We start from the raw sequence: 24,526 nt of genomic DNA, 5'->3' as shown, positions 1-24,526 counted from the left end.
CTGCAACCGAACACCAGAAGTCCCACCCAGTCGTGGGTTCCGGGTTCGCGCCTGCGGCGCGCCCCGGAATGACAATGGGGAGCGCGCATTCGATGCGTTCAAGCTCTAGCCCGCCGCGCGCTCCTTCGCCGCCCGCTCCTGCATCAGCGCCCGCTCCCGCGCGTTCTGCGTGAGGGTGACCGCGTTTTCGAAAGCCTCCGCCGCCTCCCGATGGCGGCCGAGCTTGGCGAGCAGGTCGCCACGGACCCCCGGCAGCAGATGGTAGCGCTTCAGCGCCGGCTCGCCGGCAAGCGCCTCGACCAGAGCAAGCCCCGCTTCCGGCCCCTCCGCCATGCTGATCGCCACCGCACGATTGAGTTCGACGACCGGCGACGGCGTCACCTGCCCGAGCACGGTGTAGAGCGCGACGATCCGCTTCCAGTCGGTCTCGTCGGCCGTGCGGGCGCGAGCGTGACAGGCGGCCAGCGCCGCCTGCAGCAGATAGGGCCCGGGCGCCACGCCGGCGAGCCGCTGCGCCTGTTCCAGCGCCGCAAGGCCACGCCCGATCAGCAGATGGTCCCAGCGCGCGCGGTTCTGGTCGAGCAACAGGATCGGCTCGCCATCGGCACCGACGCGCGCCCGGAGCCGCGAGGCCTGCAATTCCATCAGCGCGACGAGGCCGTGGACCTCGGGCTCGTCAGGCGCCCGCGCCGCCAGGATGCGCCCAAGCCGCAGCGCCTCCTCGCACAGGCCCGGCCTGACCCAGTCCTCGCCGGCCGTGGCTGAATACCCCTCGTTGAAGATCAGGTAGACGACCTCCAGCACCGAGGCGAGGCGTGCGCCGAGCTCGGCGCCGGCCGGCACCTCATAGGGCACCTTCGCGTCGCTTAGCGTCTTCTTGGCGCGCACGATGCGCTGCGCCATCGTCGGCTCCGGCACCAGGAAGGCGCGCGCGATCTCGTCGGTCGTCAGGCCGCCGAGCAGGCGCAGCGTCAGCGCGATCCGCGCCTCCTTGGGCAACACGGGATGGCAGGCGGTGAAGATCAGGCGCAGCAGGTCGTCACCGACCTCATCGTCGAGCGCCTCGTCGATATCCGGCATCGCCGGCCCTTCGCTGTCGATGTCGCGGCCGATCTCGTCCTGCTTGCGCCGGGCCATGATCTCATGGCGGGCGGCATCGGCAGCGCGATGCTTGGCGACCTGCATCAGCCAGGCCGCCGGATTGCGCGGAACGCCCTCTTCGGGCCATTGCTTCAGCGCCGCGACGAGCGCGTCCTGAGCCAGTTCCTCGGCCCGGCCGACATCGCGGATCAGGCGCGTGAGCCCGGCGATCAGCCGGGGCGCTTCCATGCGCCAGACCGTCTCGATGGTGCGGTGTGCATCGCTGCCCGACATAGGAAGCGATACACACCATCAGCCCATCGGCTGGCAAGAGAGCCCGAGCTGCACTCCGGCTCTGGGTTTGCCGGATTCTGACGGAACCAAGCCGTCAGGGATCGGCAGACCGCCCTGTCACTCAGTCCTGACCGCCGACCTCGGCCTTCAGGCGGTCCCATTGCGCCGAGGTCTCCGGCGTGACGATTTCGCCGAAATCGGCCAGCTCGAACAGCGGCCGGATCTCGATCTCGGACGGGCCGGGCATCGGGTTGGGGCAGCGCTTGACCCAGGCGATCGCCTCGTCGAGCGAAGCGCATTCCCACAGCCAGTAGCCGGCGACGAGTTCCTTGGTCTCGGCGAAAGGCCCGTCGACGACAGCGCGCTTGGCACCGTCGAACTGGACGCGCGCGCCCTTCGAGCTGGGCTGCAGACCATCGCCGCCCTTCATGATGCCGGCTTTTACCAGCTCCTCGTTATAGGCCATCATCGCCTCGAGCAGCTCCTGGGTCGGCGGCGCGCCGGCTTCGCTGTCCTGGGTTGCCTTGACCATCACCATGAAACGCATCGGTCTTCTCCTTTGAAGGACGGGGGCTCAGCCTGCACCGTCGGTTTTGTTGGGTTTGGAATGTCGGGCCAGCTCAGCCGGCGCGCTTCTCGAATTCAGCGCGGAGGTTTTCCTTCCGTTCGCGCCGCTCCGGCGTCACCAGATCGCCGAATTCCTCCATCTCGAAGACAGGCCTGAGCTCGATCTCGGTGTTGCCGTCGAAGGGCGCGCGCTTCAGCCATTCGACCGCCTCGTCGAAGGACTTCACCTGCCAGAGCCAGAAGCCGGCCAGCAGCTCCTTGGTTTCGGCGAAGGGGCCGTCGGTGATCGCCCGCTCGTTGCCCGAGAAGCGCATGCGGATTCCCTTCGATGTCGGGTGCAGGCCTTCCGCAGCCAGCAGGATGCCGGCCTTGATCAGCTCTTCGTTATAGACACCCATCTTCGCGAAGACGTCCGGGTCCGGCATCACACCGGCTTCACTGTCCTTGCTGGCCTTGACCAGAACCATCACGCGCATCGGTCTTCTCCTTGGGTTTGGGAGAACCGGGCGGCTCCGGCGAAAGCCGCCGAAACCCGTTCTCTGACTGCACGTCGAACGGGCGCGGACGGAATCGACAACGCCGGGAATCTTTTTTCGTTTTTTTGCGGAGCCGCCCGCGCGCTCGTCCAGAGCTGAACGCGGGCAGCGCCGATCCGGTTCAGGCGCTGCGCGGCAGCGCCTCCAGGAAGCGCGCCGGCTCGCCCTGCGAGGGGGTCGTCAATTCGCCCTCCCACATCACCTTGAGGCCGCGCACGAAGGTGCCGACCGGCCAGCCGGTGACGGTGACGCCGTCATAGGGCGTCCAGCCGCATTTCGAGGCGCTCCACTCCTTGGTGATCGTCTCGCGGCGCTTGAGGTCGACGACCGTGAAGTCCGCATCGTAGCCGACCGCGATCCGGCCCTTGCCTTCGAGCCCGAAGATGCGCTGCGGCCCGGCGCTGCTGAGATCGACGAAACGCTCCAGCGTCAGCCTGCCGGCATTCACATGGTCGAGCATGATCGGCACCAGCGTCTGCACGCCCGGCATGCCGGAATGGCTCGCCGGATAGGGATGGTGCTTCTCCTCATGGGTATGCGGCGCGTGGTCGGAGCCGAGCACGTCGACGATGCCTTGCTCCACGCCCCACCAGATGCGCTGGCGATGGCTGTCGTCGCGGATCGGCGGATTCATCTGGGCATAGGTGCCGAGCCGCTCGTAGCAATCCGGCGCAACCAGCGTCAGATGGTTCGGCAGCACCTCGACGGTCGCGACATCCTTGTGGTCCTTCAGGAAGACCATCTCCTCGCCGGTCGAGATGTGCAGGATATGGACGCGTGCGCCGGTCTCGCGCGCGATCCGCACCAGCCGCTTCGTGCAGGTCAGCGCCACCTCCGGCGAGCGCCAGACCGGATGGCTCGACGGATCGCCCTCGACGCGCAGGGGCATGCGCTCGCGCAGCATCATCTCGTCTTCGGAATGGAAGGCGGCGCGCCGGCGCGTGCGCTTCAGAATCTCGGCGACGCCCTGGTCATCTTCGACCAGCAGATCGCCGGTCGAGGAACCCATGAACACCTTGATGCCGGCAGCTCCGGGGAGCCGTTCCAGCTCCGGCACGTCATTGGCGTTTTCATGGGTGCCGCCGACCCAGAAGGCGAAGTCGCAATGCATGCGATGGCGCCCGCGACGGACCTTGTCGGCCAGCGCCTCCGGCGTCGTCGTCTGCGGAATCGTGTTCGGCATCTCGAAGACGCAGGTCACGCCGCCGAGCGCCGCCGAGCGCGAGCCGCTCTCCAGGTCCTCCTTGTGGTCGAGGCCGGGTTCGCGGAAATGGACCTGTGAGTCGATCACGCCGGGCAGGATATGCAGGCCGGTGCAATCGACGGTCTCGCCGGCCGAAGCTCGCGAGAGATCGCCCAGCGCCATGATCTTGCCGCCGGTGACGCCGACATCGCGCGCGACGCGGCCATCCTGGTTCACCACCGTGCCGCCCTTGAGGATCACGTCGTAGGTCTGGGGCATGGCTGTCTCCGGAAGGTTGAGCAAAGACTGGATGCAGCCTACCTATCGGGCAACGCGCCACGCCGGAAGCCCAAACAGTTTTCGGGTGGCGCCATCATCCCCATTCGGCTGACGAGCCTCGGCCCGACATCAGAACTGGAACGGCTGCCCATGCCCGCCACAAGATTGATCGATCGCGGCGTCATCCGCGTCAGCGGCAACGACGCGCGCGACTTCCTGCAGAACCTCGTGACCAACGATCTCGATCCGGTCCTGCCCGGACAGGCCGGCTACGGCGCGCTGCTGACGCCGCAAGGCAAGATGATCTGCGATTTCTTCATCCTCGCGCTGGCGCCGGTGGATGGCGGCGGCTTCCTGCTCGACACGCCCCTGCTCCAGACCGCCGACCTGATGAAACGCCTGAAGCTCTACAAGCTGCGCGCCAAGGTGGCGCTCGAAGACCTCACCGAGACGAGCGCGGTCATCGCATCGGCGGATGGCACCCCGCTCCCGGAGGATGCCGGCTTCGTCTATGACGATCCGCGCCTGCCGGCGCTCGGACAGCGCGCCATCACCGATGCCGACGGCGTCGAAACCCTCGTCACGGCCGAGCCGGAAACCTACCACGCCCGCCGCATCGCGCTCGGCATCCCCGCGGGCGGGCGCGACTTCGCCTATGGCGACACCTTCCCGCACGAAGCCTTGCTCGACCAGCTCGGCGGCGTCTCCTTCAAGAAGGGCTGCTATATCGGGCAGGAGGTCGTCTCCCGCATGCAGCATCGCGGCACCGCCCGTACCCGCGTCGTGCCGGTCATCTTCGATGAGGGCATCGCGACCGAGACCGGCGCCGAGGCTATCGCAGGTGGCAAGCCGCTCGGCACCATCGGCTCATCCGCGAACGGCCGGGCGCTCGCGATGCTCCGGCTCGACCGGCTCGCCGATGCCCTCGCCGCAGGGCAAGCGCCGCTCGGCGGCGGGCTCGCCTTCCATCTCGCGGAGAAGCCGGGCTTCATCCGCTTCCCCTTCCCCGGCGAAGCTGGCTTCGGAGCCACCGCAGGAGTTGCGCTATGAGCGACGCTGTCACCGTCAGCGAGGAACGCATCGCCATCCAGGGCGCGGACGGCAAGTTCCGTTGCCGCTGGCCCGGCACCGAGCCGCTCTATCTCACCTATCACGACACCGAATGGGGCGTGCCGGAATATGATTCCCGCGCGCTTTGGGAGAAACTGATCCTCGACGGCTTCCAGGCTGGCCTGTCCTGGATCACGATCCTGAGGAAGCGCGACGCCTTCCGCGCCGGCTTCGCCGATTTCGAACCGGAGGCGGTCGCCCGCTTCACCGAGACCGATGTGCAGCGCCTGCTCGCCGACCCCGGCATCATCCGCCATCGCGGCAAGATCGAGGGCACGATCAGGAGCGCGCAGGCCTATCTCAGGATCAGCGAGCGCGAGCCCTTCGCCGATTTCCTCTGGAAGCATCTCGACGGCCGCGTGCTGCAGAACAGCTATCGCGCCCAAGGCGAGGTCCCGACCCAGACCAAGCTGTCGGAAACCGTCTCGAAGGAGCTGAAGAAGGCCGGCTTCACCTTCTGCGGCCCGACCATCGTCTATGCCTTCATGGAGGCCTGCGGGCTGGTCAACGACCACCTGACCGGCTGCTTCCGCTGGAGCGAATGCGCCGCGCTCGCCCGCGATTCCCGTCCCGCCGCCTGATGGCCCGCAAGCCCGCCCCGCCGCGCGCCTGGCAGCGCATGCTCTCGGGCCGCCGGCTCGACCTGCTCGATCCTTCGCCGCTCGACATCGAGATTGAAGACATCGCCCATGGCCTTGCCCGCGTCGCCCGCTGGAACGGGCAGACACGCGGCGCCCATTCCTTCTCGGTCGCGCAGCATTCCCTGCTCGTCGAGGCGATCGCCGCCCATCTCAATCCGGACTGGAGCCAGGGCTGGCGCCTGATGGCGCTGCTGCACGACGCGCCCGAATACGTCATCGGCGACATGATCTCGCCGTTCAAGGTGGTGATGGGCGACGCCTACAAGAGCGTGGAACTGCGCCTGCTCACGGCAATCCATCTGCGCTTCGGCCTGCCGCCAGCAACGCCTGCGGCTTTGAAGAAGAAGATCAAGGAGGCTGACACCATCGCCGCCTTCTTCGAAGCGACACGCCTCGCCGGCTTCGAGCGCGAGGAGGCCCTGAAATTCTTCGGCCGGCCCCAGGCGCTGCCGGCCGAAGTCCTGGCCTGGCTCGATCCGCTCGACACCGAGGCGGCGCAGGCGCGCTTCGTGGCGCGCTACGCCGCACTCGGCGGGGGTGGGGTTACTGCGTCAGGCGCACCGCGCTGATCTCGGCGGCGATCGCCTTGAAGATCGGGCTGAGCTGCGCGGCGTTCTGCACGTCGTAATACATCTCCGGCTTGGTCGCGCAGTTCCTCAGCAGGTCCGCATCACCGTTGATAACGCGAATCGTGTAGAGATTGATCCCGTCCGCCTTGATGTTCGTGCATGCCTTCTTCGTGCGGTCATCGATGTCGCTGCCGGTCGCCGTGAACCAGTTCTCGGTGTTGTCGCCGTCCGTCAGCAGAATCATGTGCTTCTTGAGCTGAGGCTCGGTCTTGGGCTTGGCGGTCGTGAACGGAGTCTCCGGCGTCAGCGTCGCCCAGCCCCAGGCGGCGCCGATCGTGACGTTCGTGTTGCCGGCCGGGGTCATCGTGTCGACATGCGCGTTCAGTGCATCCCAATCGCTGGTCAGCGGCATGATCTGCGCCAGCGAGGTCTGGCTGCACCAGAATGCTCGATATTGCTGAGCGCTTGTCACATACGCCCCCCCATCCTTGACATCATAATCCTGATCGCGATCGGAGATGCAGCCTTGATTGGCAGTCGACCAAATAGATTTAGTAAAAGTCTTATACTTGCACGATCCACTCGAATCACAAGTGAGATTGCTTGTATCATACACAGTAATATTTGTACCAGTTACTCTATATCTATAATTACCCCAACTATATTTTGTACGCGTAACATTGCGTGTCGGCGTATAACTAAGCCATGACTCATCTTTAAAACTACGGTCGATCTTGACCTGCGTATTGAACGGAACGATCGAGATCTTGATCTGCTCGGCGTCGATCGCAGCGTCCTTCATGATATTGATCAGATCCTTGGAGGCCTGCTTCAGCGCCGTCATCTTGCCGGAAGAGGACATCGAACCCGTGTTGTCGAGCACGAGCGCGAGTTCGATCTTGTTGGTTCCCCAGGTCGAGTGGCTGTTGGTGCTCACGGGGATATTGCTCATGCCGAGCACGCTGGAGATCGTCGTGGGCACATTGGCGTCCGCATCGATCTTGATCGTCCGTGCCGTGCGGTCGATCGTCACCGTGGTGTTGCCGAGCTGGCTCTTCACGTCCGGAGGCAGATTATCGCGGATCCAGGCGTTGGCGCGGGTCCGGATCTGACCATCGGTCAGCTTCTGGGCGTCACGTGCCGCCATCAGCGCCGCGGAATCGATCGCCGAACTGAGCGCTTGCCGGGCATTGCTGGCGCGCGAGTAATCGATCGCGACGCCCACGACTCCCATCAGCGGAACGAGCACGAGCCCGAACAGCATCAGGAAGTTGCCGCGCTCATCCCGGTGGAAGCGCCCGATCATCTCAGGCAGAGAGCCGATCTTCATCATGTGCCTCGTCCAGGGCCAAATTGCCGCATTCGACCCTGAAAGCGTTGGCGGCCGGAGCTTACGAATTGCTGAAACCGATTTGCTGAAGTCGGGCCTATCTGCACATTTTGAATCGAAACGCGCTGCCGTTACGTGATTTTGCGTTCATCATCGATGAAAATACAATCAAAGATTGTATTTTCAGACTCTTGCCCGGAAATGAAATTATTGCCGCTGGAGAATAAGTGATCGTCATTTTTTCCTGATTTTGCAAAGCGTGCTTTCGCGGAATGATGGCCCTAACCTGATCGGAGGACCATCCATGTCGGACACCCCCACTCTCGCCCTGCCAGCCGGCGTTACCGTCAAGGGTGCCTTGCAGCCCGGCTTCGAGCAGATCCTCACCACGGAAGCTCTCGCCTTCGTCGCCGACCTGCATCGCCGCTTCAACGAGACGCGCAAGCGCCTGCTCGCGCTGCGGGCCGAGCGCCAGAAGCGTTTCGATGCCGGCGAGACGCCGGACTTCCTGGCCGAGACCAAGCACATCCGCGAGGGCGACTGGACCGTCGCGCCAATCCCCGCCGACCTGCTGGATCGCCGCGTCGAGATCACCGGCCCGGTCGATCGCAAGATGATCGTCAACGCGCTGAATTCCGGCGCCAAGGTCTTCATGGCCGATTTCGAGGACGCCTCCTCGCCGGTCTGGGCCAACATGATCGAGGGCCAGATCAACCTCCGCGACCGCTGGGCCAACAAGATCGACTTCACCGATCCGACGAACGGCAAGGACTACAAGCTGAAGGACAAGCCCGCCGTCCTGATCATCCGTCCGCGCGGCTGGCACTTGGCCGAGCGCCATATCGAGATCGACGGCGAGGAAGCCTCGGGCTCCCTGGTCGATTTCGGCCTTTATGTCTTCCATAACGCCAAGGCGGCGCTGGCCGCCGGCTCAGGCCCCTATTTCTACCTGCCGAAGCTGGAGAGCCATCTCGAAGCACGGCTCTGGAACGACGCCTTCGTCGCCGCCCAGTCGGCGCTCGGCCTCAAGAACGGCACGATCAAGGCCACCGTCCTGATCGAAACCCTGCCCGCCGCCTTCGAGATGGACGAGATCCTCTACGAACTGCGCGAGCACATGGCCGGCCTGAACTGCGGCCGCTGGGACTACATCTTCTCCTTCATCAAGAAGCTCGCCCGCAACAAGGCTTATGTCCTGCCCGACCGCTCGCAGGTCGTGATGTCCAAGGCCTTCCTGCGCGCCTATTCGCTGCTGCTGATCAAGACCTGCCACAAGCGCGGCGCCTTCGCGATGGGCGGCATGGCGGCGCAGATCCCGGTCAAGAACAACCCGGAGGCCAATGCCGCCGCCTTCGCCAAGGTCAAGGCCGACAAGGAGCGCGAGGCCGGCGACGGCCATGACGGCACCTGGGTCGCGCACCCGGACCTCGTCCCGGTCGCGATGGAGGTCTTCGACCGGCTGATGCCGCAGGCCAACCAGCTCGGCAAGAAGCGCGACGACGTCTCGATCGGCGCCAAGGACCTGCTGGAAGTCCATCAGGGCACGCGCACCGAGGAAGGCTTCCGCGAGAACATCCGCGTCGGCGTCCAGTATATCGAGGCCTGGCTGCGCGGCCGCGGCGCGGTGCCGATCTACAACATGATGGAGGATGCCGCGACCGCCGAGATCAGCCGCGCCCAGATCTGGCAGTTCTGCCAGTACGGCGTCGCTCTCGAAGGCGGGATCAAGGCCGATGCCGCCCTGTTCAAGCGCTGCCTGTCGGAAGAGATGGAGCGCGTGAAGGGCGAGCTCGGCGCAGAGAACTATGCCAAGGGCCGCTTCCTGGAGGCGATCGCTCTGTTCGAGACGCTGTCGCTGGCGCCGAACTTCGAGGACTTCCTCACCGTGCCGGCCTACGCCAAGCTGAGCTGAGTTCGGTTCGGCTCGCATCAATACCCAAAGGGCGCCGCGGCACCGCGGCGCCCCTTTTTGTTCGCGTTGATCAAGTCTGATGCCACCAGACGCGCGCGCCGATGATAATGGCGAGCAGAACGACCGACCCGAACAGATGCAGCAGGTCGGCCTTCCAGCCGCCCGCCGATGTCCGGGGGACGGATCGGTAGATCGCTTCCCGGCGGCGGCGATGAGCGCCGATCGTGGTCATTGAAACCTCCATCCGGTTGAAGGGATACGCTGCGGGTTCAGGCGGGGCGGGCCGTGATCGTCACGCCGCTGCGCGTCGCCATGCCGACCAGCGGATGCGGCAGGTCCTCGATGGCGTCGCAAAGCAGCGGCACGCATTCCGGGCGCGGCGGCGCGAGCGGCGCGCGACAGGCCGCGCCGACCTCCGGATGCAGCATCGACAGCGCGAGCTTGATCAGGACGGGATCGGGCTCGCGCGCCAGCAGGTCGAGCAACGGAACAAGCCGCCGCTGCAGGATCTGCGCCTGCCCGTAGAATTCGGACCGCGCCGCGCTGTCCAGCCGCGCCAGCCAATGCGGCGCGAGATTGCCGACGCTGGTCATCGCCCCGCAGCCGCCGGCCAGCAGATAGGCGGGAATCGTTTCAGCCGCGCCAGTCAGGCGCATGAAACGGCGGTCGCGCATGCGAGCGATCCGGTCGCAGCGGACGAGATCGCCCCGCCGCTCCAGGATGCCGACGATGTTCGGCGCCCCTTCCAGCATCTGCAGCGTCTCCAGCGCGATCTCGACGCCGCAGCGATCGGGGTCGTTGTCGAGGATGATCTCGAGGCTTGTCGCCTGCGCCGCCGCCAGGGCATGGGCGGCGAGGCCGGCCTGCGTCGGACGATTGTAATAGGGCATGCGCAGCAGCAGGGCCGAGGCGCCGGCCTTCTCGGCCGCAATGATCTCGGAGACCGTCCCGGCCGTCGAATAGCTGCCGACGGCGGCGATCACCGGATAATGCCGGCCGGCGATACGGCGGGCGGCGGCGCAGAGCGCCTCCCGCTCCGCGCCGCTCAGCGTCGGGCTCTCGCCCGTCGCTGTGCCGACCACGATGCCGTCCGCGCCCTGCGCGATCTGCCAGAGAATGAGGCGTTCCAACGCGCCATAGTCGATCGCGTCCTCGTCGAAGGGCGTGACCAGCGCGGTGAACATGCCGTGAAGCCAATGGTTCATGGCCTGGCCTCAGAGCAGCGAGAGCGTCTTGGCGGTCACCCGGACCGCACGCGCCCGGTGCCCGGTCTCGAAGACGGCATAGCGCAGCGCGGCGCCGCGATCGCAGAACATGCCGCCGCCCCGGCCGTGCGTCTCGACGGCCAGCCAATGGCCTTCCGCGTCGCGCCCGACCAGGAACTGGAGCGGGCCGCCGAAGGATTTGCGAGGGATACTGAACATCATCCTGTTTCCCGAACGGTCTCCGAGGACCGCGGGGACAAGCTAGGGACGGCGCCATAGGGGTTCGAGACGAGGCAAGGGGCGCTATCATCAAGATTCCATAGGGATTGCGCTGCCGCGCTTTGACATCGACTAGCCGGGCGCGCTCAATCCGCGCCCCTCCTTCCGGATTCGCCCGATGCGGTACCGCCTCCTCGCCACGCTCATCGCAACCAGCCTGCTGGGTGCCTCCTTAGCGGAGGCGACGACGCTCGCACCGGAACAGCGCTTCAGGACGCTCGGGGATTTCTCCGCGAAGAAGGCGGGCAAGCCGGCGCGCGATGTCAGCGGCCTCGCCTGCATGCCAGCCGCGAACGGCACACAGCGCTGCCTGCTGATCAATGACGAGGGCTCCTTCGCGCAATTCGCCCGCATCGCCGAAAACCGGATCACCCCGGATGCGGCCTTGACCGTCATCGGGAGTGAGGCCTCATCCGATACGCTCGGCCAGGCACCGCAGGGCATTTGCAAGATGCCCGGCCGCTTCGCCGAGCTCGACGGCGAGGCCGTCGCCTATGCCGATAGCGCCTTCTACGTCTCGGGCTCACATGGCTGCTCGCGCAAGAAGGGCGAGTTCCGCCTCTCCGCCTTCCACCTCGCCCGGATCAAGGTCGATGCCGAAGGCACCGCCACCGGCAAGGTTGAATTGACCTATCGCCTGAGCGACATGCTGCGCGCCGCCGGTCCAGCCGCCCCCTTCTTCGGCCGGGGCCTGATGGACGACAACGGCCTGAACATCGAAGGCATCGCGGTCATCGGCGACACGCTCTGGGCTGGCCTGCGCGCACCCTCGCTCGGCAATCGCGGCTTCCTCGTCGGCGCCTCGCTCAAGGCCCTATTCGCGCCGGGCCACGCGCCGGCGACGGAAGCGCCACGGGTCTTCGAATTGCCGGCCGGCAATAATCGCGGCATCCGCGACCTCGCACCCCTGCCCGACGGCCGCCTCCTCGCTCTGCTCGGGCCGTCGCAAGAACAGGCCCTGCCCTATTCGCTGATGCTGATCGACCCTGCGAGGCCCGATGCCGCCACGACGCTCGGCGATCTCCCGGGGCGCGGCAGCGACAAGGCGGAATCCCTGACCGTCCTGGCGCAGGACCCCAAGGGCCTCGCCGTCCTCGTCGGCTATGACGGCCCGAAGAATGGACATTTCGAATCCTACCGTCTGCCGCTTGGACCGCGCTGACCCCATGGATTTCCGCAACGCTCTCACCCACGCCGTCGAGCGCTACCGCGCCGAAATCGCCGGCTCGCACGAGCATCTCGCCCTGCTGCGCTGGCAGATGGCCGAGGGTCATGCGCTCGACCGGCGCGACACCTTCCCCGGCCATCTCACCACCAGCGCCTTCGTGCTCTCGCCCGACCATGCGCAGGTGCTGCTGATCGACCATGTCGTGATCGGGCGCTGGCTCCAGCCCGGCGGCCATTGGGAGGAAGCCGACCAGTTCCATCTCTCGGCGGCGCGCGAGGCGATCGAGGAAACCGGCGTGCAGGGTCTTAGCCTCCATCCCTGGCATCAAGGCGGCGACCTGCCCTTCACCATCGACAGCCATGACGTGCCCGGCAAGCCATCCCGTGGCGAGCCGGCCCATATCCATCACGACCTGCAATATCTCTTCCTCGCCGATCCGGCCCTGCCGCTCATCGCACAGGTCGAGGAGGTGCATGCCGCCGTCTGGAAGCCGATTGCCGCGCTGACCGGGATCGCCCCGCGCGCCCTGGAAAGGCTGTCCAACCTGCCGAAACCCTGACCGTTGCGGCGCAACAACATCGGGGACGGATTGCGGAAACCACTATGGCTCTTTTATCGCGGCAGGATCGGGCTCGCGACATGGTCCGCTCGAGGTTGAAATGCTTATTGCAATTGATTTGCATTAGCGTATCAACCCGAGACCTCCCCGGAGCACACCTATGTTTTCGAAAGCCATCGCTCTCGCCGTGACCGCCGCAGCCCTCTCGGCTCCGGCCATCGCCGCCGACCTGTCCTCCCGCAAGGGCGCGCCCGTTGCGCCGCCCCTCGTCGTCTCCGCCTGCACGGAAAGCGAGGGCATCCCCACCGACGCCTTCGGCTTCACCACCGGCTCCGATGTAGCCGATACCGGCGCCTTCGGAACCAGCCTGACCTATGGCGGCGCCTTCGGCACGCGCACCGGCAGCTCCAACAGCCACGGCCTGACCCTGCAGGGCTCCTACGGCCTGTTCCCCTGCTTCGAGATCGGCCCCTATGTGCTCGGCAACATCACCAGCACCTCGGCAGGCGGCGTCAGCACCGATTCGCGCGCCTTCGGCGCCGGCGTCGAGATGAAGTACAAGCTGCTGGGGCGCGACATGCACGGGCTCGGTCTGACTCTGGTCATCGATCCCAGCCTGAACCGCACCGATCCGGACGGCGCCGGCCGCTTCACCACCTACAATACCGGCCTCCGCATCTTCACCGACAAGACGCTGATCCCGAACACGCTCTATGCCGGGCTCAACATCTCGCAGGACCTGACCTGGACCGGCCCCTCGCCCTATCAGCGCTCCTCGACCTTCACTCTCGCCGGCTCGCTCGCCTGGCAGGTCAGGGACGGCCTCTATCTCAGCGGGGAGGTGCGCCACATGCGCGCCCATAACGAGCTCGGCTTCGGCAAGGAGGCGGGCTACGCCACCTTCGCCGGCCCCGGCATCTTCTGGCAGGCGACGAAGCAGCTTGCCCTCTCCGCTGCCTACAACATCCAGGTCTCTGGCAAGGCCAAGGGCGAGCCCGGCAATCTCGACCTCACCAATTTCAGCCAGCATCTCGTCAAGGTGAAGCTCGGCTACAGCTTCTGAACCTCTTCTGACGGCGCATCGATGGAAGGGCGGCGGCTGTAAAGCTGCCGCCCTTTTTGTTTCGGCGCGCCTTGCGCGTTGACATACTCCCCCTCAGTACCATAGCGTCGCGGCAACCGGAGCCTCTGCGCCGATGCCTCACACACCCGAAGAGAAGAAGCGCGCCGTCACGCGGCTGCGCCGCATCAGGGGACAGACCGACGCCCTGATCGCCGCCGTCGAACGTGGCGAGGAATGCGGCGCCCTGCTCCAGCAGCTAGCGGCCCTGCGCGGCGCCGCGACCGGGCTGATGGCCGAGGTTCTGGAAAGCCATCTGCGCGAGACTATGGTCCGCCCGGCCGAGGCAGCGCAGGCCGAGGACGACGACGAGATCGCCGCGATCATGCGGGTCATCCGCCCCTATCTGAAATGAACATCCGCAAGGAAGGAACCACCCGATGAAGACCCGCGCCGCCGTCGCCTGGGAAGCCGGCAAGCCCCTCACCATCGAGACCATCGAGATCGGCGGCCCCAAGGCCGGGGAGGTTCTTGTCGAGGTCATGGCGACCGGCATCTGCCACACCGACGCCTACACGCTCTCGGGCCTGGATTCGGAGGGCAAATTCCCCGCGATCCTCGGCCATGAGGGCGCCGGCATCGTGCGCGAGGTCGGCGCCGGCGTGACCTCGCTGAAGCCCGGCGACCACGTCATCCCGCTCTACACGCCCGAATGCCGCAGCTGTAAGTCCTGCCTGTCGCGCCGGACCAATCTCTGCACCTCGATCCGCGCCACCCAGGGCCAGGGCGTGATGCCGGACGGCACCTCGCGCTTCTCCTGCGACGGCGGCGAGGTCTTCCACTACATGGGCTGCTCGACCTTCGCGAACTTCACCGTCCTGCCCGAGATCGCGCTCGCCAAGGTTCGCGAGGACGCCCCCTTCGACAAGATCTGCTATATCGGCTGCGGGGTGACCACCGGCATCGGCGCTGTCATCTACACGGCCAAGGTCTGGCCGGGCGCGAATGTCGTGGTCTTCGGCCTTGGCGGCATCGGCCTCAACGTCATCCAGGGTGCCCGCATGGTCGGCGCCGACAAGATCATCGGCGTCGACATCAACCCGGCCAAGCGCGCCATGGCCGAGAAGTTCGGCATGACCGATTTCATCAACCCGGCCGAGATCGGCAACGACAAGGTCGTGCAGGCGATCGTCGACCTGACCGGCGGCGGCGCCGATTTCTCCTTCGACGCGACCGGCAACACCAATGTGATGCGCCAGGCGCTGGAATGCTGCCATCGCGGCTGGGGCGAGTCGATCATCATCGGCGTCGCCGAGGCCGGCAAGGAGATCGCGACCCGACCGTTCCAGCTCGTCACCGGCCGCGTCTGGAAGGGCACCGCCTTCGGCGGCGCGCGCGGTCGCACCGACGTGCCGAAGATCGTCGACTGGTACATGGAGGGCAAGATCAACATCGACGACCTGATCACCCACAAGCTCTCGCTCGACGAGATCAATACCGGCTTCGACCTGATGCACGAGGGCAAGTCGATCCGCTCGGTCGTGGTTTACTGAGGCGCCGCTTTCCCGCCTCATGAATGAGGCACCACCTTTGTCATTCCGGGGCGGACGAAGGCCGAACCCGGAACCCACGACAGGGTGAAACGCTTGAACAAGCCGACCGGGCAAGGGCTCGCCCGGTCGTGGGTTCCGGGTTCTTCGCTTCGCGAAGCCCCGGAATGACAAGCGTGCGCCGCAAGAAAGGATCGCCCCATGGAACTGCTCTCCTCCTCGAAGGCCTTCGGCGGCTCGCAGCGTGTCTACCGGCATGACAGCGCGGCTTGCGCCTGCCCGATGACCTTCGCGATCTACCTGCCGCACCAGATCGAGGACGGGCCGGTTCCGCTGCTCTGGTATCTCTCGGGCCTGACCTGCACGCACCAGAACGTCATGGACAAGGGCGAGTATCGCGCCGCCGCCGCCGCCAACGGCATCGCTATCATCTGCCCGGATACGAGCCCGCGCGGCGAAGGCGTGCCCGACGAGCCGGAGAACTGGCAGTTCGGCGGAGGCGCCGGCTTCTATCTCGACGCGACCGAGGCCCCCTATGCGAAGAACTACCGCATGGAGACCTATATTCGCGACGAATTGCCGGAGCTGATCAGCCGGCATTTCCCGGTCGACATGAACCAGCAGGGCATCTTCGGCCATTCCATGGGCGGCCATGGCGCGATCACGCTCGCCCTGAAGAATCCCGACCGCTACCGCTCCGTTTCCGCCTTCGCGCCGATCGCCCAGCCCTCGACCGCCGGCTGGTCACGCCCGGCCTTCGAGAAATATCTGGGCCCGGACGAGACCAAATGGCGCGCCTATGACTCGACCCTGCTGATCGCCGATGGTCACCGCGTCCGCGACCTGCTGGTCGACCAGGGCGCGGCCGACGGCTTCCTCGAAGAGGGCCTGCGCCCGCAGCTTCTCGACATCGCCTGCGCCGCCGCCGGCATCCCGCTCCAGCTGACAATGCGCGACGGCTACGACCACTCCTACAACTTCATCTCGACCTTCATGGCCCAGCACATCGCTTGGCACGCGGAGCGCCTGACGGCGTAGCGCAGCGACTGCGGGACCGGCCATCGACCGGCGGCGGATACGTCGCCGGCGTGCGGGAGGTTCCTTCGCTTCAGCATGGTCGTGACGCAGGCATCGGAGAGACCCGGCGCCAGTCGTCGTTCAGTCCCCGGTAAGGTTAGCTTTTAGGGTTAAGTGTCATTTAAGAAATCGCTGCCATGGTCCTTCCCGTTGGTAACACGCGCGGGCTGCGTTCTCTGCGCCGCGCAAACGCGAAGGACACTGCCATGGGCAGCCTGAAAACTCTCGCGCTGGCGGGCGGCCTGGCCCTCGGCGTCTCCGCCGCAGCGCAGGCCGCGGATCTCGCTTACGCACCGCCTCCCCCGCCTCCGGAGCCGCTCGGCCTCAAGGGCACGATCTCGAGCGGCATCTATCTGCGCGGCGACATCGGCGTCGGCGTCCAGAGCGTCGGCAAGTACCAGCAGGACGACGTTGCCCAGTTCGGCGGCAGCTTCTTCGGCAAGACCGACAACGCCGCCTTCTTCGGTGGCGTCGGTATCGGCTACCGCTTCAACAACTGGCTGCGCTTCGATGTCACCGGCGAATATCGTGGCGCCGGCCAGATCGGGGTAAGCGACATCGTCTTCAACCCGTTCAACAACGGCAACCAGACCAGCACCTACAAGGGCAACCTGACCTCGCTGGTCACGCTGTTCAACGGCTATTTCGACCTCGGCACCTGGAACTGCCTGACGCCCTATATCGGCGCCGGCATCGGCTTCTCGCAGAACCGCATCAGCGGGCTGACCGATCAGGGGGCCCTCACCGGCAACTTCAATGGCGCGACGCTCGGCTATGCCAATAGCGGCAGCAAGACCGATCTCGCCTGGGCCCTGATGGCCGGCGTCGGCTACGAGGTGAACAAGAACCTCACCCTCGAAGTCGGCTATCGCTACCTGAACCTCGGCGACGCCCAGTCGGGCCGCCTGGTCAACGCCTTCACCGGCCAGATCCAGGCGCCGCTCAAGGCCAAGGACATCGAGAGCCACGATTTCCGCATCGGCATGCGCTGGAACTTCGGCGACCCGAACTGCTGCGGCACGCCGGAGCCGGTCGCCTACGCTCCGCCGCCGGTGGTACGCAAGTACTGATCCGAAACATCAGACGAGGATACGAAACGGCGCGGGATCTCCCCGCGCCGTTTTGCTTTTGTCAGCGCAGCAGCGACTGGCCGGTCATCTCGGCCGGCTGCGCCAACTCCATCAGCGCGAGCAGCGTCGGCGCGATATCGGCGAGACGCCCATCGGCGAGGCCCTTGCCCTGCCCGCCGACCAGCATGAGCGGCACCGGATTGGTGGTGTGGGCGGTATGCGGCTTGCCCGTGACCGGATCGACCATCAGCTCGGCATTGCCATGGTCTGCCGTGACCAGCAGCGCCCCGCCCTGTCGCCCGATCGCGTCGGCGATGGCGCCGAGGCCCGCATCCACCGTCTCGACCGCCTTGATCGCCGCGGCCAGCACGCCAGTATGGCCGACCATGTCGGGATTGGCGAAATTCAGCACGACGAGATCGTAGCGGCCTGAATCGATCGCCTCGACGGCCTTGGCCGTCAGCTCCGGCGCCGACATCTCCGGCTGCAGGTCATAGGTCGCGACCTTGGGCGACGGCGCCATCACTCGGTCCTCGCCCGGATAGGGCGTCTCCTCGCCGCCGTTGAAGAAATAGGTGACGTGCGGATATTTCTCGGTCTCGGCCATTCGGATCTGCGTCCGCCCGGCCTTGGCCACCGTCTCGCCCAGCCCATTGGCCAGCGTCTGGGCTGCGAACAGCATCGGCATCACCTTGTCGAGCTCGGCGCTGTAGGAGGTCATGCTGACCGCCTTGACCAGCACAGGCCGGCGCGGCCGGGCGAAACCGGCGAAATCCGGCTCCAGCACCGCCGCCAGAATTTCACGGATGCGGTCAGAGCGGAAATTGAAGCTGAGCAGCCCGTCGCCATCCTTCATCCCCGCATAGGCGCCGATCGCCGCCGGCAGGATGAACTCGTCGGTGACGTTCTGGGCGTAAGCTGAGGCGATTGCGGCCTGTGCATCCGGGAAGCGCTCGCCCTCCCCCAGCACCATCGCGCGCCAGGCCTTCTCGACCCGCTCCCAGCGATTGTCGCGGTCCATCGCGTAGTAGCGCCCGGAAACGCTGGCGATGGTCGCGCCCGCCGGCAGCGCGGCCGCGAAGGCCTTCACATACTCGGCAGCCGATTGCGGCGGCGTATCGCGCCCGTCGGTGAAGACATGGACATGCACCTGCACGCCCTGCGCGGTCAGGATACGGGCGAGCGCGACCGCATGGTCCTGATGGGCATGGACGCCGCCCGGCGAAACGAGGCCGAGCAGATGGCAGGCGCCGCCGCTCGCCTTCAAACCGGCAACGAGACCTGTCACCTCAAGCGCCCCTGCGATCGAACCGTCCGCGATCGCCTGGTTGATGCGCGGCAGGTCCTGCATCACCACGCGCCCGGCGCCGAGATTGAGATGGCCCACCTCGGAATTGCCCATCTGCCCCGGCGGGAGGCCGACATCGAGCCCGGAGGTATGCAGGAAGGCATGCGGGTTCGCTGCCCAGAGCCGGTCGAAATTCGGAGTGTTCGCCAGCCTGACGGCGTTGTTCTCGCTTTCCTCGCGCCAGCCCCAGCCGTCGAGGATCATCAGCATCACGGGGCGAGGCGGCATTGGCTTGACCTGTCGGCATTTGTGAAAACTGCTTGTGCGGATACCACGCGCCACGCCGACGATGCGAGTGTTAAGAAGGCTGCGGGCCACCACGGAGAAGACGCATGTCGATCAAGGCGCTGGTTTTCGATGCTTATGGCACGCTCTTCGATGTCCAGTCGGTCGCCGCCGTCACCGACGCCGCCTTTCCCGGCCATGGTGCGACGATCACCCAGATCTGGCGCCTGAAGCAGCTCGAATACACTTGGCTGCGCGCCCTGATGGATCGCTACGAGGATTTCTGGACCGTCACCCGCGACTCCCTGGAATTCACGCTCAAGACGCTCGGCCTCGCCTCCTCGCCCGAGCTCGTCGCCCGGATCGCAGCCGCCTATGACACGCTGTTGCTCTATCCTGAAGCCCGCGCCGCGCTTGAAGGCCTCGCCTCTCATCGCCTCGCCATCTTCTCGAATGGCAGCCCGGACATGCTGAAGCGGCTCGTCGCCCATGCCGGGATCACCGACCTCCTGGAGACCGTGATCAGCGTCGACGAAATCGGCGTCTATAAGCCCGATCCGCGCGGCTACGCGCATGTCGAGAAGTGGCTCGGCCTCGCCCGCGACGAGATCCTCTTCGTCTCCTCCAACGGCTTCGACATCGCCGGCGCCAAGGCACATGGCTTCCATGTCGCCCGCATCGAGCGCGTGCCCGCCGGCAGGCTGCGCAGCGAGCTTGCCGCTGCCGCGACGATCGACCCGGCTTTGATGTTCAAGGCGCTCCGGATGCAGCCGGAACAGCTCGGCTTCCAGGCCGATGCGACCATTGCCGCGCTGACCGATCTCGTCTCCTATGTCGCCGGACTGAGGCAGGCCTGAAGCGCCGCGCGGAGACCCTGATGATCAAGCTCTATTACCACCCCTCGCCGAACCCGGCGAAGATCGCGCTATTCCTCGAGGAAGCGGGCCTGCCCTACGAGATGGTGCCGGTCGACACCCGCAAGGGCGACCAGTTCAAGCCGGAATTCCTCGCCATCAACCCCAATGCCAAGACGCCGGCCCTCACCGATGGCGACGTCACCGTCTTCGATTCCAACGCGATCCTGCTCTATCTCGCCGAGAAGACCGGCCAGTTCTTGCCGGAGGACACGCCGAAGGCGCGCGGCGAGATGCTGTCCTGGCTGATGTTCGTCGCCACCGGCATCGGCCCCTATTGCGGCCAGGCCGTGCATTTCAGCCGCTTCGCGCCGGAGAAGTTGCCCTATGCCATCAACCGCTATGCCCGCGAGGCCGAGCGGCACTGGGGCATCGTCAACGACCTCCTCGCCGACCAGCGCTACATGCTCGGCGATCGCTATACGCTGGTCGACATGTCGATCTGGGGCTGGGCGACGCGGCTCTCCTTCGCCATCGGCGAGAGCTGGCCGGAGATGTTCCCGCATGTGAAGCGCCATCTCGACGAGATCTCGGCCCGCCCCGCCGCTCAGCGGGCCGTCGCGCTGAAGGACCAGTTCGCCTTCAAGGCGGATTTCGATGCCGAAGCCCGGAAGTTCCTGTTCCCGCAGAACGCGCATCTCGCCGGCTGACCACAGCCCCGCGCCGCCTGTGCATCATGCCCGCCCCGCCTGTGAAAGCGCTGGCGGCGGCGGGGTTTTCGGGCCAGTGTCCGCGCGGCTCCGCGGTCGGAAGACGCGGGCAGGAATAGCCTCCGAGGGGACGAATGCCGACCGATATCGAGATCGCGCGCGTAGCCACGCTGCAGCCCATCGCCACGATCGCCGAGAAGGCGGGCATCCCCTCCGAGGCCCTGAATCCCTACGGCAAGTACATCGCCAAGATCGACACCCATGCGATCCCCGGCTTCGAAGCGAAACCGGACGGCAAGCTGATCCTCGTCACCGCGATCAGCCCGACCCCGGCCGGCGAAGGCAAGACCACGACGACGGTCGGGCTCGGCGACGGGCTCTCCCGCATCGGCAAGCGCGCGATGATTGCGCTGCGCGAGCCCTCGCTCGGACCGAGCTTCGGCATGAAGGGCGGCGCGGCCGGCGGCGGCTATGCCCAGGTCGTGCCGATGGAGCAGATCAACCTGCATTTCACCGGCGATTTCCACGCCATCACCAGCGCGCATAACCTGCTGGCGGCGATGATCGACAACCATGTCTACTGGGGCAATGCGCTCGGCCTCGACACCCGCCACATCGCCTGGCGGCGGGTGCTCGACATGAACGACCGGGCGCTGCGCTCCATCGTCTCCTCGCTCGGCGGCGCCAGCAACGGCTTTCCGCGCGAGGACGGCTTCGACATCACCGTCGCCTCCGAGATCATGGCGATCTTCTGCCTCGCGCGTGACGCCGCCGACCTGGAGGCCCGCCTCGGCCGCATCGTCATCGGCCGCACCCGCGACAAGCGCCTCGTCACCGCAGCCGACATCAAGGCGACCGGCGCGATGAGTGTGCTGCTCAAGGACGCGCTGATGCCGAACCTCGTGCAGACGCTGGAAGGCACGCCCGCCTTCGTCCACGGCGGCCCCTTCGCCAATATCGCCCATGGCTGCAATTCGGTGATCGCAACGAAGGCCGCGCTGAAGCTCGCCGATTACGTCGTCACCGAGGCCGGCTTCGGCGCCGATCTCGGCGCCGAGAAATTCTTCGACATCAAGTGCCGCAAGGCGGGCCTGAAGCCTGCCGCCGCCGTCGTCGTCGCGACCGTGCGCGCCCTCAAGATGCATGGCGGCCTCGCCAAGGACGCGCTTGGCCGCGAGGACCTGAAGGCGCTGGAAGCCGGCCTCTCCAACCTCACCCGCCATGTCAGCAATCTCAGGAAGTTCGGCGTACCTCCGATCGTCGCGATCAACCATTTCACGACGGACACCGCCGCGGAGCACGAGCTGATCCGCAACTATTGCCGCAACCATCTCGGCGTCGAGGCGGTGATCTGCCGGCATTGGGCGGAAGGCGGCGCCGGCGCCGAGGAACTCGCCCGCAAGGTCGCCGGCCTCGCCGACGAGGGCGAGGCCGATTTCGCTCCGCTCTACCCCGATGCGATGCCGCTCCGACAGAAGCTGGAGACGATCGCGCACGAAATTTACGGCGCTGGCGGCGTCACGGTTGGCGCGAGGCTCCAGGCCCGCTTCACCGAGCTGGAGGAGGCCGGCTTCGGCAACCTGCCGGTCTGCGTCGCCAAGACCCAGTATTCCTTCTCGGCCGACCCAACCCTGCGCGGCGCGCCCTCGGGCCACACGGTGCCTTTGCGCGAACTGCGGCTCTCCGCCGGCGCCGGCTTCGTCGTGGCGATCTGCGGGGACATCATGACCATGCCGGGTCTGCCGCGCGAACCCGCCGCCGAGCGCATCCATATCGATACGCATGGGCGGGTTGAGGGGTTGTTCTGAAGGTCGTCATTGTTCTGAAAGGCGTCATCCCGTGCGCGCTGCAGCGTGAAACGCTGCGGCGCAGACACGGGACCGCGTGACGAGAAGGCGCCTTTTCCGGGAGACGATCCCATGTCTGCGCAGCGGCACTTCGCGCCGCAACGCGCACGGGATGACGGCGTTTCTTAAAGCTTACGCAACGGATCACTCTATACCTTGCGCCATCCCGCAAGGAAGCCGATCCGATGAGCCAGGCCGAGCCCGGTCTGCCCCGCACGCATAGCCTGAAGGCCCGGGTCATGGGCTGGACGCTCGCCATACTCATGGCGATCGCGCTTCCGGCTGGCGCCGCCTTCCTGTGGATCGTGGATGCGACCGTGGTGAAGCTCGGCACGCTCGTCGCCGAGAAGCAGATCCTGTTCGATCGCTATCGCGGCCTTGAAGCCCTGATGCGCGAGGTCTCGCTGGCAGAGACCGTCGCACGCGCGCCTGCGATCGTCGACTGGGCCGAAGCCGAGAATGATCCCGAGAAGGCCGAACGCGGTCTGGCCGAGCTGGAGCATTACCGCCAGTCCTTCCGGGACCGCAGTTATTTCACCGTCCTCGCGGGATCAGGGAATTACTACTTCAACGACAAGGACAACAACTACGAGCGCGAGCGCAAGCGCTATACGCTGTCAGTCACCAATCCGCGCGACGGTTGGTATTACAAGACCGCGGCGCTCGGCTCCGGCTGCCACCTGAATGTCGACAACGACGACAATCTCCGCGTCACCAAGGTCTGGATCAACTGCATCATCCGCAAGGACGGCCGCGTGCTGGGCATCATCGGCACCGGGCTCGACCTGACGCAATTCATCCGCGAGGTCGTCGATATCCCGCAGACCGGCGTCCAGAGCATGTTCGTCGACCGCAGCGGCGCCGTGCAGGCCCACCGCGACGCGAGCCTCGTCGACTTCCACAGCCTGACCAAGGACATTTCGTCGAAGAAGACGATCTACCAGATCATCGACAATGACCCGGACCGTAGCCTGCTCGGAGAGATGATCGCCCGTGTCGGGGCCGGCGACGATCTCGTGCAATCGCGCTTCATGACGGTCGACGGCAAGGGTGTGCTCGTCGGCGTCGGCTATCTCGACCGGCTTGGGTGGTTCAACGTCACGGTGATGGATATCGACCGCATCATCGACCGAAGCCTGTTCCTGCCGCTCGGCCTGCTGTTCGGCGCTGTCCTGCTGGCAGCGGCGGCCCTGCTGACCCTGCTGTTCAAGCGCGCGGTGCTCGACCGGCTGTCCCGCGTCGAACACGCCGCAAGTCATGTCCGCGCCCGCGAGTTCCGCTCCGTCGCGATCGATGCTGGCCGCGACGAGATCGGCCGGCTGTCGCAGGCCTTCGGCGCGATGGCGCGCAGCGTCGAGGAGAATACGTCCCGCCTCGAAGAGGCCGTGCGCGAGCGCACCGAACAGCTCGAACGGCTCGCCCATGCCGACCCGCTGACCGGCGTCTTCAACCGCCGCGGCTTCGAACGCGCCTTTACGAAAAGCCGAAGCCGTGCGGGGCGAACCGGCCATCAGACGGGCCTGATGCTGGTCGATCTCGACAATCTCAAGCCGCTCAACGACAGCCATGGCCATCAGAGCGGCGACGAGGTGATCGCCGAACTCGCCCGGCGCATGACGGCGCTCCTGCGTGACCGCGACATCTGCGCCCGCTGGGGCGGCGACGAGTTCATCCTGCTCCTGGACAATGTCGACCGCGACGGATTGGCGGCCATCGCGGCAGCCATCGTAGCGGCCGCCGCGAAGAGCCCGGTCATCCTCGGAAACGGTGTGTCCGTCGTCGTCAGCACCAGCATAGGCGCGACCCTGCTGGAGCCTCTCGACACGCTGACCGAAGCCACGCGACGCGCCGACGAGGCGCTCTATGTCGCCAAGCGCAACGGCCGCAACGGCTTCTTCGTCAGCCCGCCGGAGGAACTCCCGCTCCGCCGGCGCAACGCAGGCTGAAACCGGTCATCCCGTGCGCGCTGCGGCATGCAAATGCCGCTGCGCAGACACGGGACCGCCATCAGAAAGAGCAACCTACTGGTGACACGGTCCCGTGTCTGCATCGCGGCACTTCGCGCCACAATGC

At 66.1% G+C, this 24,526-nt stretch carries 24 protein-coding genes; 15 read left to right on the top strand and 9 right to left on the bottom strand.

Annotated features, from left to right (window positions below; all coding sequences use genetic code 11):
- Window positions 1–105: 105 nt before the first annotated feature.
- The 4 genes from ACODTJ_RS03385 to ACODTJ_RS03370 all read right to left on the bottom strand — a co-directional run bounded on the left by ACODTJ_RS03385 (window position 106) and on the right by ACODTJ_RS03370 (window position 3,939).
- Window positions 106–1,374 (bottom strand): RNA polymerase sigma factor, encoded by a 1,269-nt coding sequence (locus ACODTJ_RS03385; RefSeq protein WP_454655821.1) that lies wholly within the window; start codon window positions 1,372–1,374, stop codon window positions 106–108.
- Between the two features lie 121 nt (window positions 1,375–1,495).
- Entirely contained in the window at window positions 1,496–1,921 is a 426-nt protein-coding gene (locus tag ACODTJ_RS03380; RefSeq protein WP_454655820.1) for a YciI family protein, read from the bottom strand.
- Between the two features lie 73 nt (window positions 1,922–1,994).
- On the bottom strand, window positions 1,995–2,417 hold the full coding sequence (locus ACODTJ_RS03375; protein WP_454655819.1) for a YciI family protein: 423 nt from the start codon (window positions 2,415–2,417) through the stop codon (window positions 1,995–1,997).
- A 181-nt stretch (window positions 2,418–2,598) separates the two neighbouring features.
- Window positions 2,599–3,939, bottom strand: coding sequence for a dihydroorotase (locus ACODTJ_RS03370; RefSeq protein WP_454655818.1), 1,341 nt, complete (start codon window positions 3,937–3,939; stop codon window positions 2,599–2,601).
- 150 nt (window positions 3,940–4,089) lie between these two features.
- Here ACODTJ_RS03370 and ygfZ point away from each other — a divergent pair, with 150 nt between their 5' ends.
- Genes ygfZ through ACODTJ_RS03355 form a run of 3 tightly spaced genes read left to right on the top strand, consistent with a single transcriptional unit; the run spans window position 4,090 to window position 6,259 of the window.
- Window positions 4,090–4,989 carry a CAF17-like 4Fe-4S cluster assembly/insertion protein YgfZ gene (gene ygfZ / locus ACODTJ_RS03365; protein ID WP_454655817.1) on the top strand — a complete coding sequence of 300 codons (900 nt, stop codon included), beginning with the start codon at window positions 4,090–4,092 and terminating at the stop codon, window positions 4,987–4,989.
- Window positions 4,986–5,630, top strand: coding sequence for a DNA-3-methyladenine glycosylase I (locus tag ACODTJ_RS03360; RefSeq protein WP_454655816.1), 645 nt, complete (start codon window positions 4,986–4,988; stop codon window positions 5,628–5,630). Before ygfZ ends, ACODTJ_RS03360 begins: the two co-directional genes overlap by 4 nt.
- The gene (locus ACODTJ_RS03355) at window positions 5,591–6,259 is read left to right on the top strand and encodes a YfbR-like 5'-deoxynucleotidase (RefSeq protein ID WP_454655815.1); all 669 of its coding nucleotides are present in this window, start codon (window positions 5,591–5,593) and stop codon (window positions 6,257–6,259) included. The genes ACODTJ_RS03360 and ACODTJ_RS03355 overlap by 40 nt, the downstream gene beginning before the upstream one ends.
- Here the strand turns inward: ACODTJ_RS03355 and ACODTJ_RS03350 are convergent.
- Window positions 6,234–7,592: a TadE/TadG family type IV pilus assembly protein gene (locus tag ACODTJ_RS03350; RefSeq protein WP_488847536.1), complete on the bottom strand. Its 1,359-nt coding sequence runs from the start codon at window positions 7,590–7,592 to the stop codon at window positions 6,234–6,236. The genes ACODTJ_RS03355 and ACODTJ_RS03350 overlap by 26 nt on opposite strands.
- A gap of 301 nt (window positions 7,593–7,893) precedes the next feature.
- Between ACODTJ_RS03350 and aceB the strand changes: the two genes are divergently transcribed.
- A complete protein-coding gene (gene aceB, locus ACODTJ_RS03345) occupies window positions 7,894–9,501 on the top strand; it encodes a malate synthase A (RefSeq protein WP_454655813.1) in 1,608 nt (535 codons plus the stop codon).
- 70 nt (window positions 9,502–9,571) lie between these two features.
- On the opposite strand, the gene ACODTJ_RS03340 is transcribed toward aceB, so the two are convergent.
- The 3 genes from ACODTJ_RS03340 to ACODTJ_RS03330 are packed head-to-tail and all read right to left on the bottom strand — an operon-like array spanning window position 9,572 to window position 10,925.
- Window positions 9,572–9,733, bottom strand: coding sequence for a hypothetical protein (locus ACODTJ_RS03340; RefSeq protein ID WP_454655812.1), 162 nt, complete (start codon window positions 9,731–9,733; stop codon window positions 9,572–9,574).
- 37 nt (window positions 9,734–9,770) lie between these two features.
- Window positions 9,771–10,706 (bottom strand): dihydrodipicolinate synthase family protein, encoded by a 936-nt coding sequence (locus tag ACODTJ_RS03335; RefSeq protein WP_454655811.1) that lies wholly within the window; start codon window positions 10,704–10,706, stop codon window positions 9,771–9,773.
- A gap of 9 nt (window positions 10,707–10,715) precedes the next feature.
- Window positions 10,716–10,925 (bottom strand): hypothetical protein, encoded by a 210-nt coding sequence (locus tag ACODTJ_RS03330; RefSeq protein ID WP_293801186.1) that lies wholly within the window; start codon window positions 10,923–10,925, stop codon window positions 10,716–10,718.
- A gap of 178 nt (window positions 10,926–11,103) precedes the next feature.
- Between ACODTJ_RS03330 and ACODTJ_RS03325 the strand changes: the two genes are divergently transcribed.
- From ACODTJ_RS03325 to ACODTJ_RS03295, 7 genes are all read left to right on the top strand, one after another.
- Window positions 11,104–12,147, top strand: a complete 1,044-nt coding sequence (locus tag ACODTJ_RS03325) for a DUF3616 domain-containing protein (protein WP_454655810.1) — start codon at window positions 11,104–11,106, stop codon at window positions 12,145–12,147.
- A 4-nt stretch (window positions 12,148–12,151) separates the two neighbouring features.
- Window positions 12,152–12,712 carry an NUDIX hydrolase gene (locus ACODTJ_RS03320; RefSeq protein ID WP_454655809.1) on the top strand — a complete coding sequence of 187 codons (561 nt, stop codon included), beginning with the start codon at window positions 12,152–12,154 and terminating at the stop codon, window positions 12,710–12,712.
- 160 nt (window positions 12,713–12,872) lie between these two features.
- A complete protein-coding gene (locus tag ACODTJ_RS03315; protein ID WP_454655808.1) occupies window positions 12,873–13,775 on the top strand; it encodes a DUF6662 family protein in 903 nt (300 codons plus the stop codon).
- 133 nt (window positions 13,776–13,908) lie between these two features.
- Entirely contained in the window at window positions 13,909–14,187 is a 279-nt protein-coding gene (locus ACODTJ_RS03310) for a metal/formaldehyde-sensitive transcriptional repressor (protein WP_454655807.1), read from the top strand.
- A gap of 25 nt (window positions 14,188–14,212) precedes the next feature.
- Window positions 14,213–15,325: an S-(hydroxymethyl)glutathione dehydrogenase/class III alcohol dehydrogenase gene (locus ACODTJ_RS03305; RefSeq protein ID WP_454655806.1), complete on the top strand. Its 1,113-nt coding sequence runs from the start codon at window positions 14,213–14,215 to the stop codon at window positions 15,323–15,325.
- A 198-nt stretch (window positions 15,326–15,523) separates the two neighbouring features.
- Entirely contained in the window at window positions 15,524–16,360 is an 837-nt protein-coding gene (gene fghA / locus ACODTJ_RS03300) for an S-formylglutathione hydrolase (RefSeq protein ID WP_488847535.1), read from the top strand.
- Between the two features lie 245 nt (window positions 16,361–16,605).
- Window positions 16,606–17,469 carry an outer membrane protein gene (locus tag ACODTJ_RS03295; RefSeq protein WP_488847534.1) on the top strand — a complete coding sequence of 288 codons (864 nt, stop codon included), beginning with the start codon at window positions 16,606–16,608 and terminating at the stop codon, window positions 17,467–17,469.
- 61 nt (window positions 17,470–17,530) lie between these two features.
- On the opposite strand, the gene gpmI is transcribed toward ACODTJ_RS03295, so the two are convergent.
- Entirely contained in the window at window positions 17,531–19,045 is a 1,515-nt protein-coding gene (gpmI, locus tag ACODTJ_RS03290; protein ID WP_454655803.1) for a 2,3-bisphosphoglycerate-independent phosphoglycerate mutase, read from the bottom strand.
- Between the two features lie 104 nt (window positions 19,046–19,149).
- On the opposite strand from gpmI, the gene ACODTJ_RS03285 reads away from it, so the two are divergent.
- The 4 genes from ACODTJ_RS03285 (at window position 19,150) to ACODTJ_RS03270 (ending at window position 24,399) form a co-directional block, all read left to right on the top strand.
- A complete protein-coding gene (locus tag ACODTJ_RS03285; protein ID WP_454655802.1) occupies window positions 19,150–19,899 on the top strand; it encodes a haloacid dehalogenase type II in 750 nt (249 codons plus the stop codon).
- Between the two features lie 20 nt (window positions 19,900–19,919).
- Complete coding sequence (locus tag ACODTJ_RS03280; RefSeq protein ID WP_454655801.1) at window positions 19,920–20,606, top strand: glutathione S-transferase family protein; 687 nt, start codon at window positions 19,920–19,922, stop codon at window positions 20,604–20,606.
- A 134-nt stretch (window positions 20,607–20,740) separates the two neighbouring features.
- Window positions 20,741–22,414, top strand: a complete 1,674-nt coding sequence (locus ACODTJ_RS03275; RefSeq protein ID WP_454655800.1) for a formate--tetrahydrofolate ligase — start codon at window positions 20,741–20,743, stop codon at window positions 22,412–22,414.
- Between the two features lie 224 nt (window positions 22,415–22,638).
- A complete protein-coding gene (locus ACODTJ_RS03270) occupies window positions 22,639–24,399 on the top strand; it encodes a sensor domain-containing diguanylate cyclase (protein WP_454655799.1) in 1,761 nt (586 codons plus the stop codon).
- The last annotated feature ends 127 nt before the right edge of the window (window positions 24,400–24,526 follow it).

The organism is Allobosea sp. FG18 (assembly GCF_057809495.1).
Note: the sequence above shows the minus strand (reverse complement) of the source record. Positions and strands in the feature narration are given on the sequence as shown.

What these genes read in the sequence shown, in the direction of transcription:
- ACODTJ_RS03385 (WP_454655821.1), bottom strand. Translation starts at nt 1,374, where the DNA reads ATGTCGGGCAGCGATGCACACCGCACCATCGAGACGGTCTGGCGCATG.
- ACODTJ_RS03380 (WP_454655820.1), bottom strand. Translation starts at nt 1,921, where the DNA reads ATGCGTTTCATGGTGATGGTCAAGGCAACCCAGGACAGCGAAGCCGGC.
- ACODTJ_RS03375 (WP_454655819.1), bottom strand. Translation starts at nt 2,417, where the DNA reads ATGCGCGTGATGGTTCTGGTCAAGGCCAGCAAGGACAGTGAAGCCGGT.
- ACODTJ_RS03370 (WP_454655818.1), bottom strand. Translation starts at nt 3,939, where the DNA reads ATGCCCCAGACCTACGACGTGATCCTCAAGGGCGGCACGGTGGTGAAC.
- ygfZ (WP_454655817.1), top strand. Translation starts at nt 4,090, where the DNA reads ATGCCCGCCACAAGATTGATCGATCGCGGCGTCATCCGCGTCAGCGGC.
- ACODTJ_RS03360 (WP_454655816.1), top strand. Translation starts at nt 4,986, where the DNA reads ATGAGCGACGCTGTCACCGTCAGCGAGGAACGCATCGCCATCCAGGGC.
- ACODTJ_RS03355 (WP_454655815.1), top strand. Translation starts at nt 5,591, where the DNA reads ATGCGCCGCGCTCGCCCGCGATTCCCGTCCCGCCGCCTGATGGCCCGC.
- ACODTJ_RS03350 (WP_488847536.1), bottom strand. Translation starts at nt 7,592, where the DNA reads ATGATGAAGATCGGCTCTCTGCCTGAGATGATCGGGCGCTTCCACCGG.
- aceB (WP_454655813.1), top strand. Translation starts at nt 7,894, where the DNA reads ATGTCGGACACCCCCACTCTCGCCCTGCCAGCCGGCGTTACCGTCAAG.
- ACODTJ_RS03340 (WP_454655812.1), bottom strand. Translation starts at nt 9,733, where the DNA reads ATGACCACGATCGGCGCTCATCGCCGCCGCCGGGAAGCGATCTACCGA.
- ACODTJ_RS03335 (WP_454655811.1), bottom strand. Translation starts at nt 10,706, where the DNA reads ATGAACCATTGGCTTCACGGCATGTTCACCGCGCTGGTCACGCCCTTC.
- ACODTJ_RS03330 (WP_293801186.1), bottom strand. Translation starts at nt 10,925, where the DNA reads ATGTTCAGTATCCCTCGCAAATCCTTCGGCGGCCCGCTCCAGTTCCTG.
- ACODTJ_RS03325 (WP_454655810.1), top strand. Translation starts at nt 11,104, where the DNA reads ATGCGGTACCGCCTCCTCGCCACGCTCATCGCAACCAGCCTGCTGGGT.
- ACODTJ_RS03320 (WP_454655809.1), top strand. Translation starts at nt 12,152, where the DNA reads ATGGATTTCCGCAACGCTCTCACCCACGCCGTCGAGCGCTACCGCGCC.
- ACODTJ_RS03315 (WP_454655808.1), top strand. Translation starts at nt 12,873, where the DNA reads ATGTTTTCGAAAGCCATCGCTCTCGCCGTGACCGCCGCAGCCCTCTCG.
- ACODTJ_RS03310 (WP_454655807.1), top strand. Translation starts at nt 13,909, where the DNA reads ATGCCTCACACACCCGAAGAGAAGAAGCGCGCCGTCACGCGGCTGCGC.
- ACODTJ_RS03305 (WP_454655806.1), top strand. Translation starts at nt 14,213, where the DNA reads ATGAAGACCCGCGCCGCCGTCGCCTGGGAAGCCGGCAAGCCCCTCACC.
- fghA (WP_488847535.1), top strand. Translation starts at nt 15,524, where the DNA reads ATGGAACTGCTCTCCTCCTCGAAGGCCTTCGGCGGCTCGCAGCGTGTC.
- ACODTJ_RS03295 (WP_488847534.1), top strand. Translation starts at nt 16,606, where the DNA reads ATGGGCAGCCTGAAAACTCTCGCGCTGGCGGGCGGCCTGGCCCTCGGC.
- gpmI (WP_454655803.1), bottom strand. Translation starts at nt 19,045, where the DNA reads ATGCCGCCTCGCCCCGTGATGCTGATGATCCTCGACGGCTGGGGCTGG.
- ACODTJ_RS03285 (WP_454655802.1), top strand. Translation starts at nt 19,150, where the DNA reads ATGTCGATCAAGGCGCTGGTTTTCGATGCTTATGGCACGCTCTTCGAT.
- ACODTJ_RS03280 (WP_454655801.1), top strand. Translation starts at nt 19,920, where the DNA reads ATGATCAAGCTCTATTACCACCCCTCGCCGAACCCGGCGAAGATCGCG.
- ACODTJ_RS03275 (WP_454655800.1), top strand. Translation starts at nt 20,741, where the DNA reads ATGCCGACCGATATCGAGATCGCGCGCGTAGCCACGCTGCAGCCCATC.
- ACODTJ_RS03270 (WP_454655799.1), top strand. Translation starts at nt 22,639, where the DNA reads ATGAGCCAGGCCGAGCCCGGTCTGCCCCGCACGCATAGCCTGAAGGCC.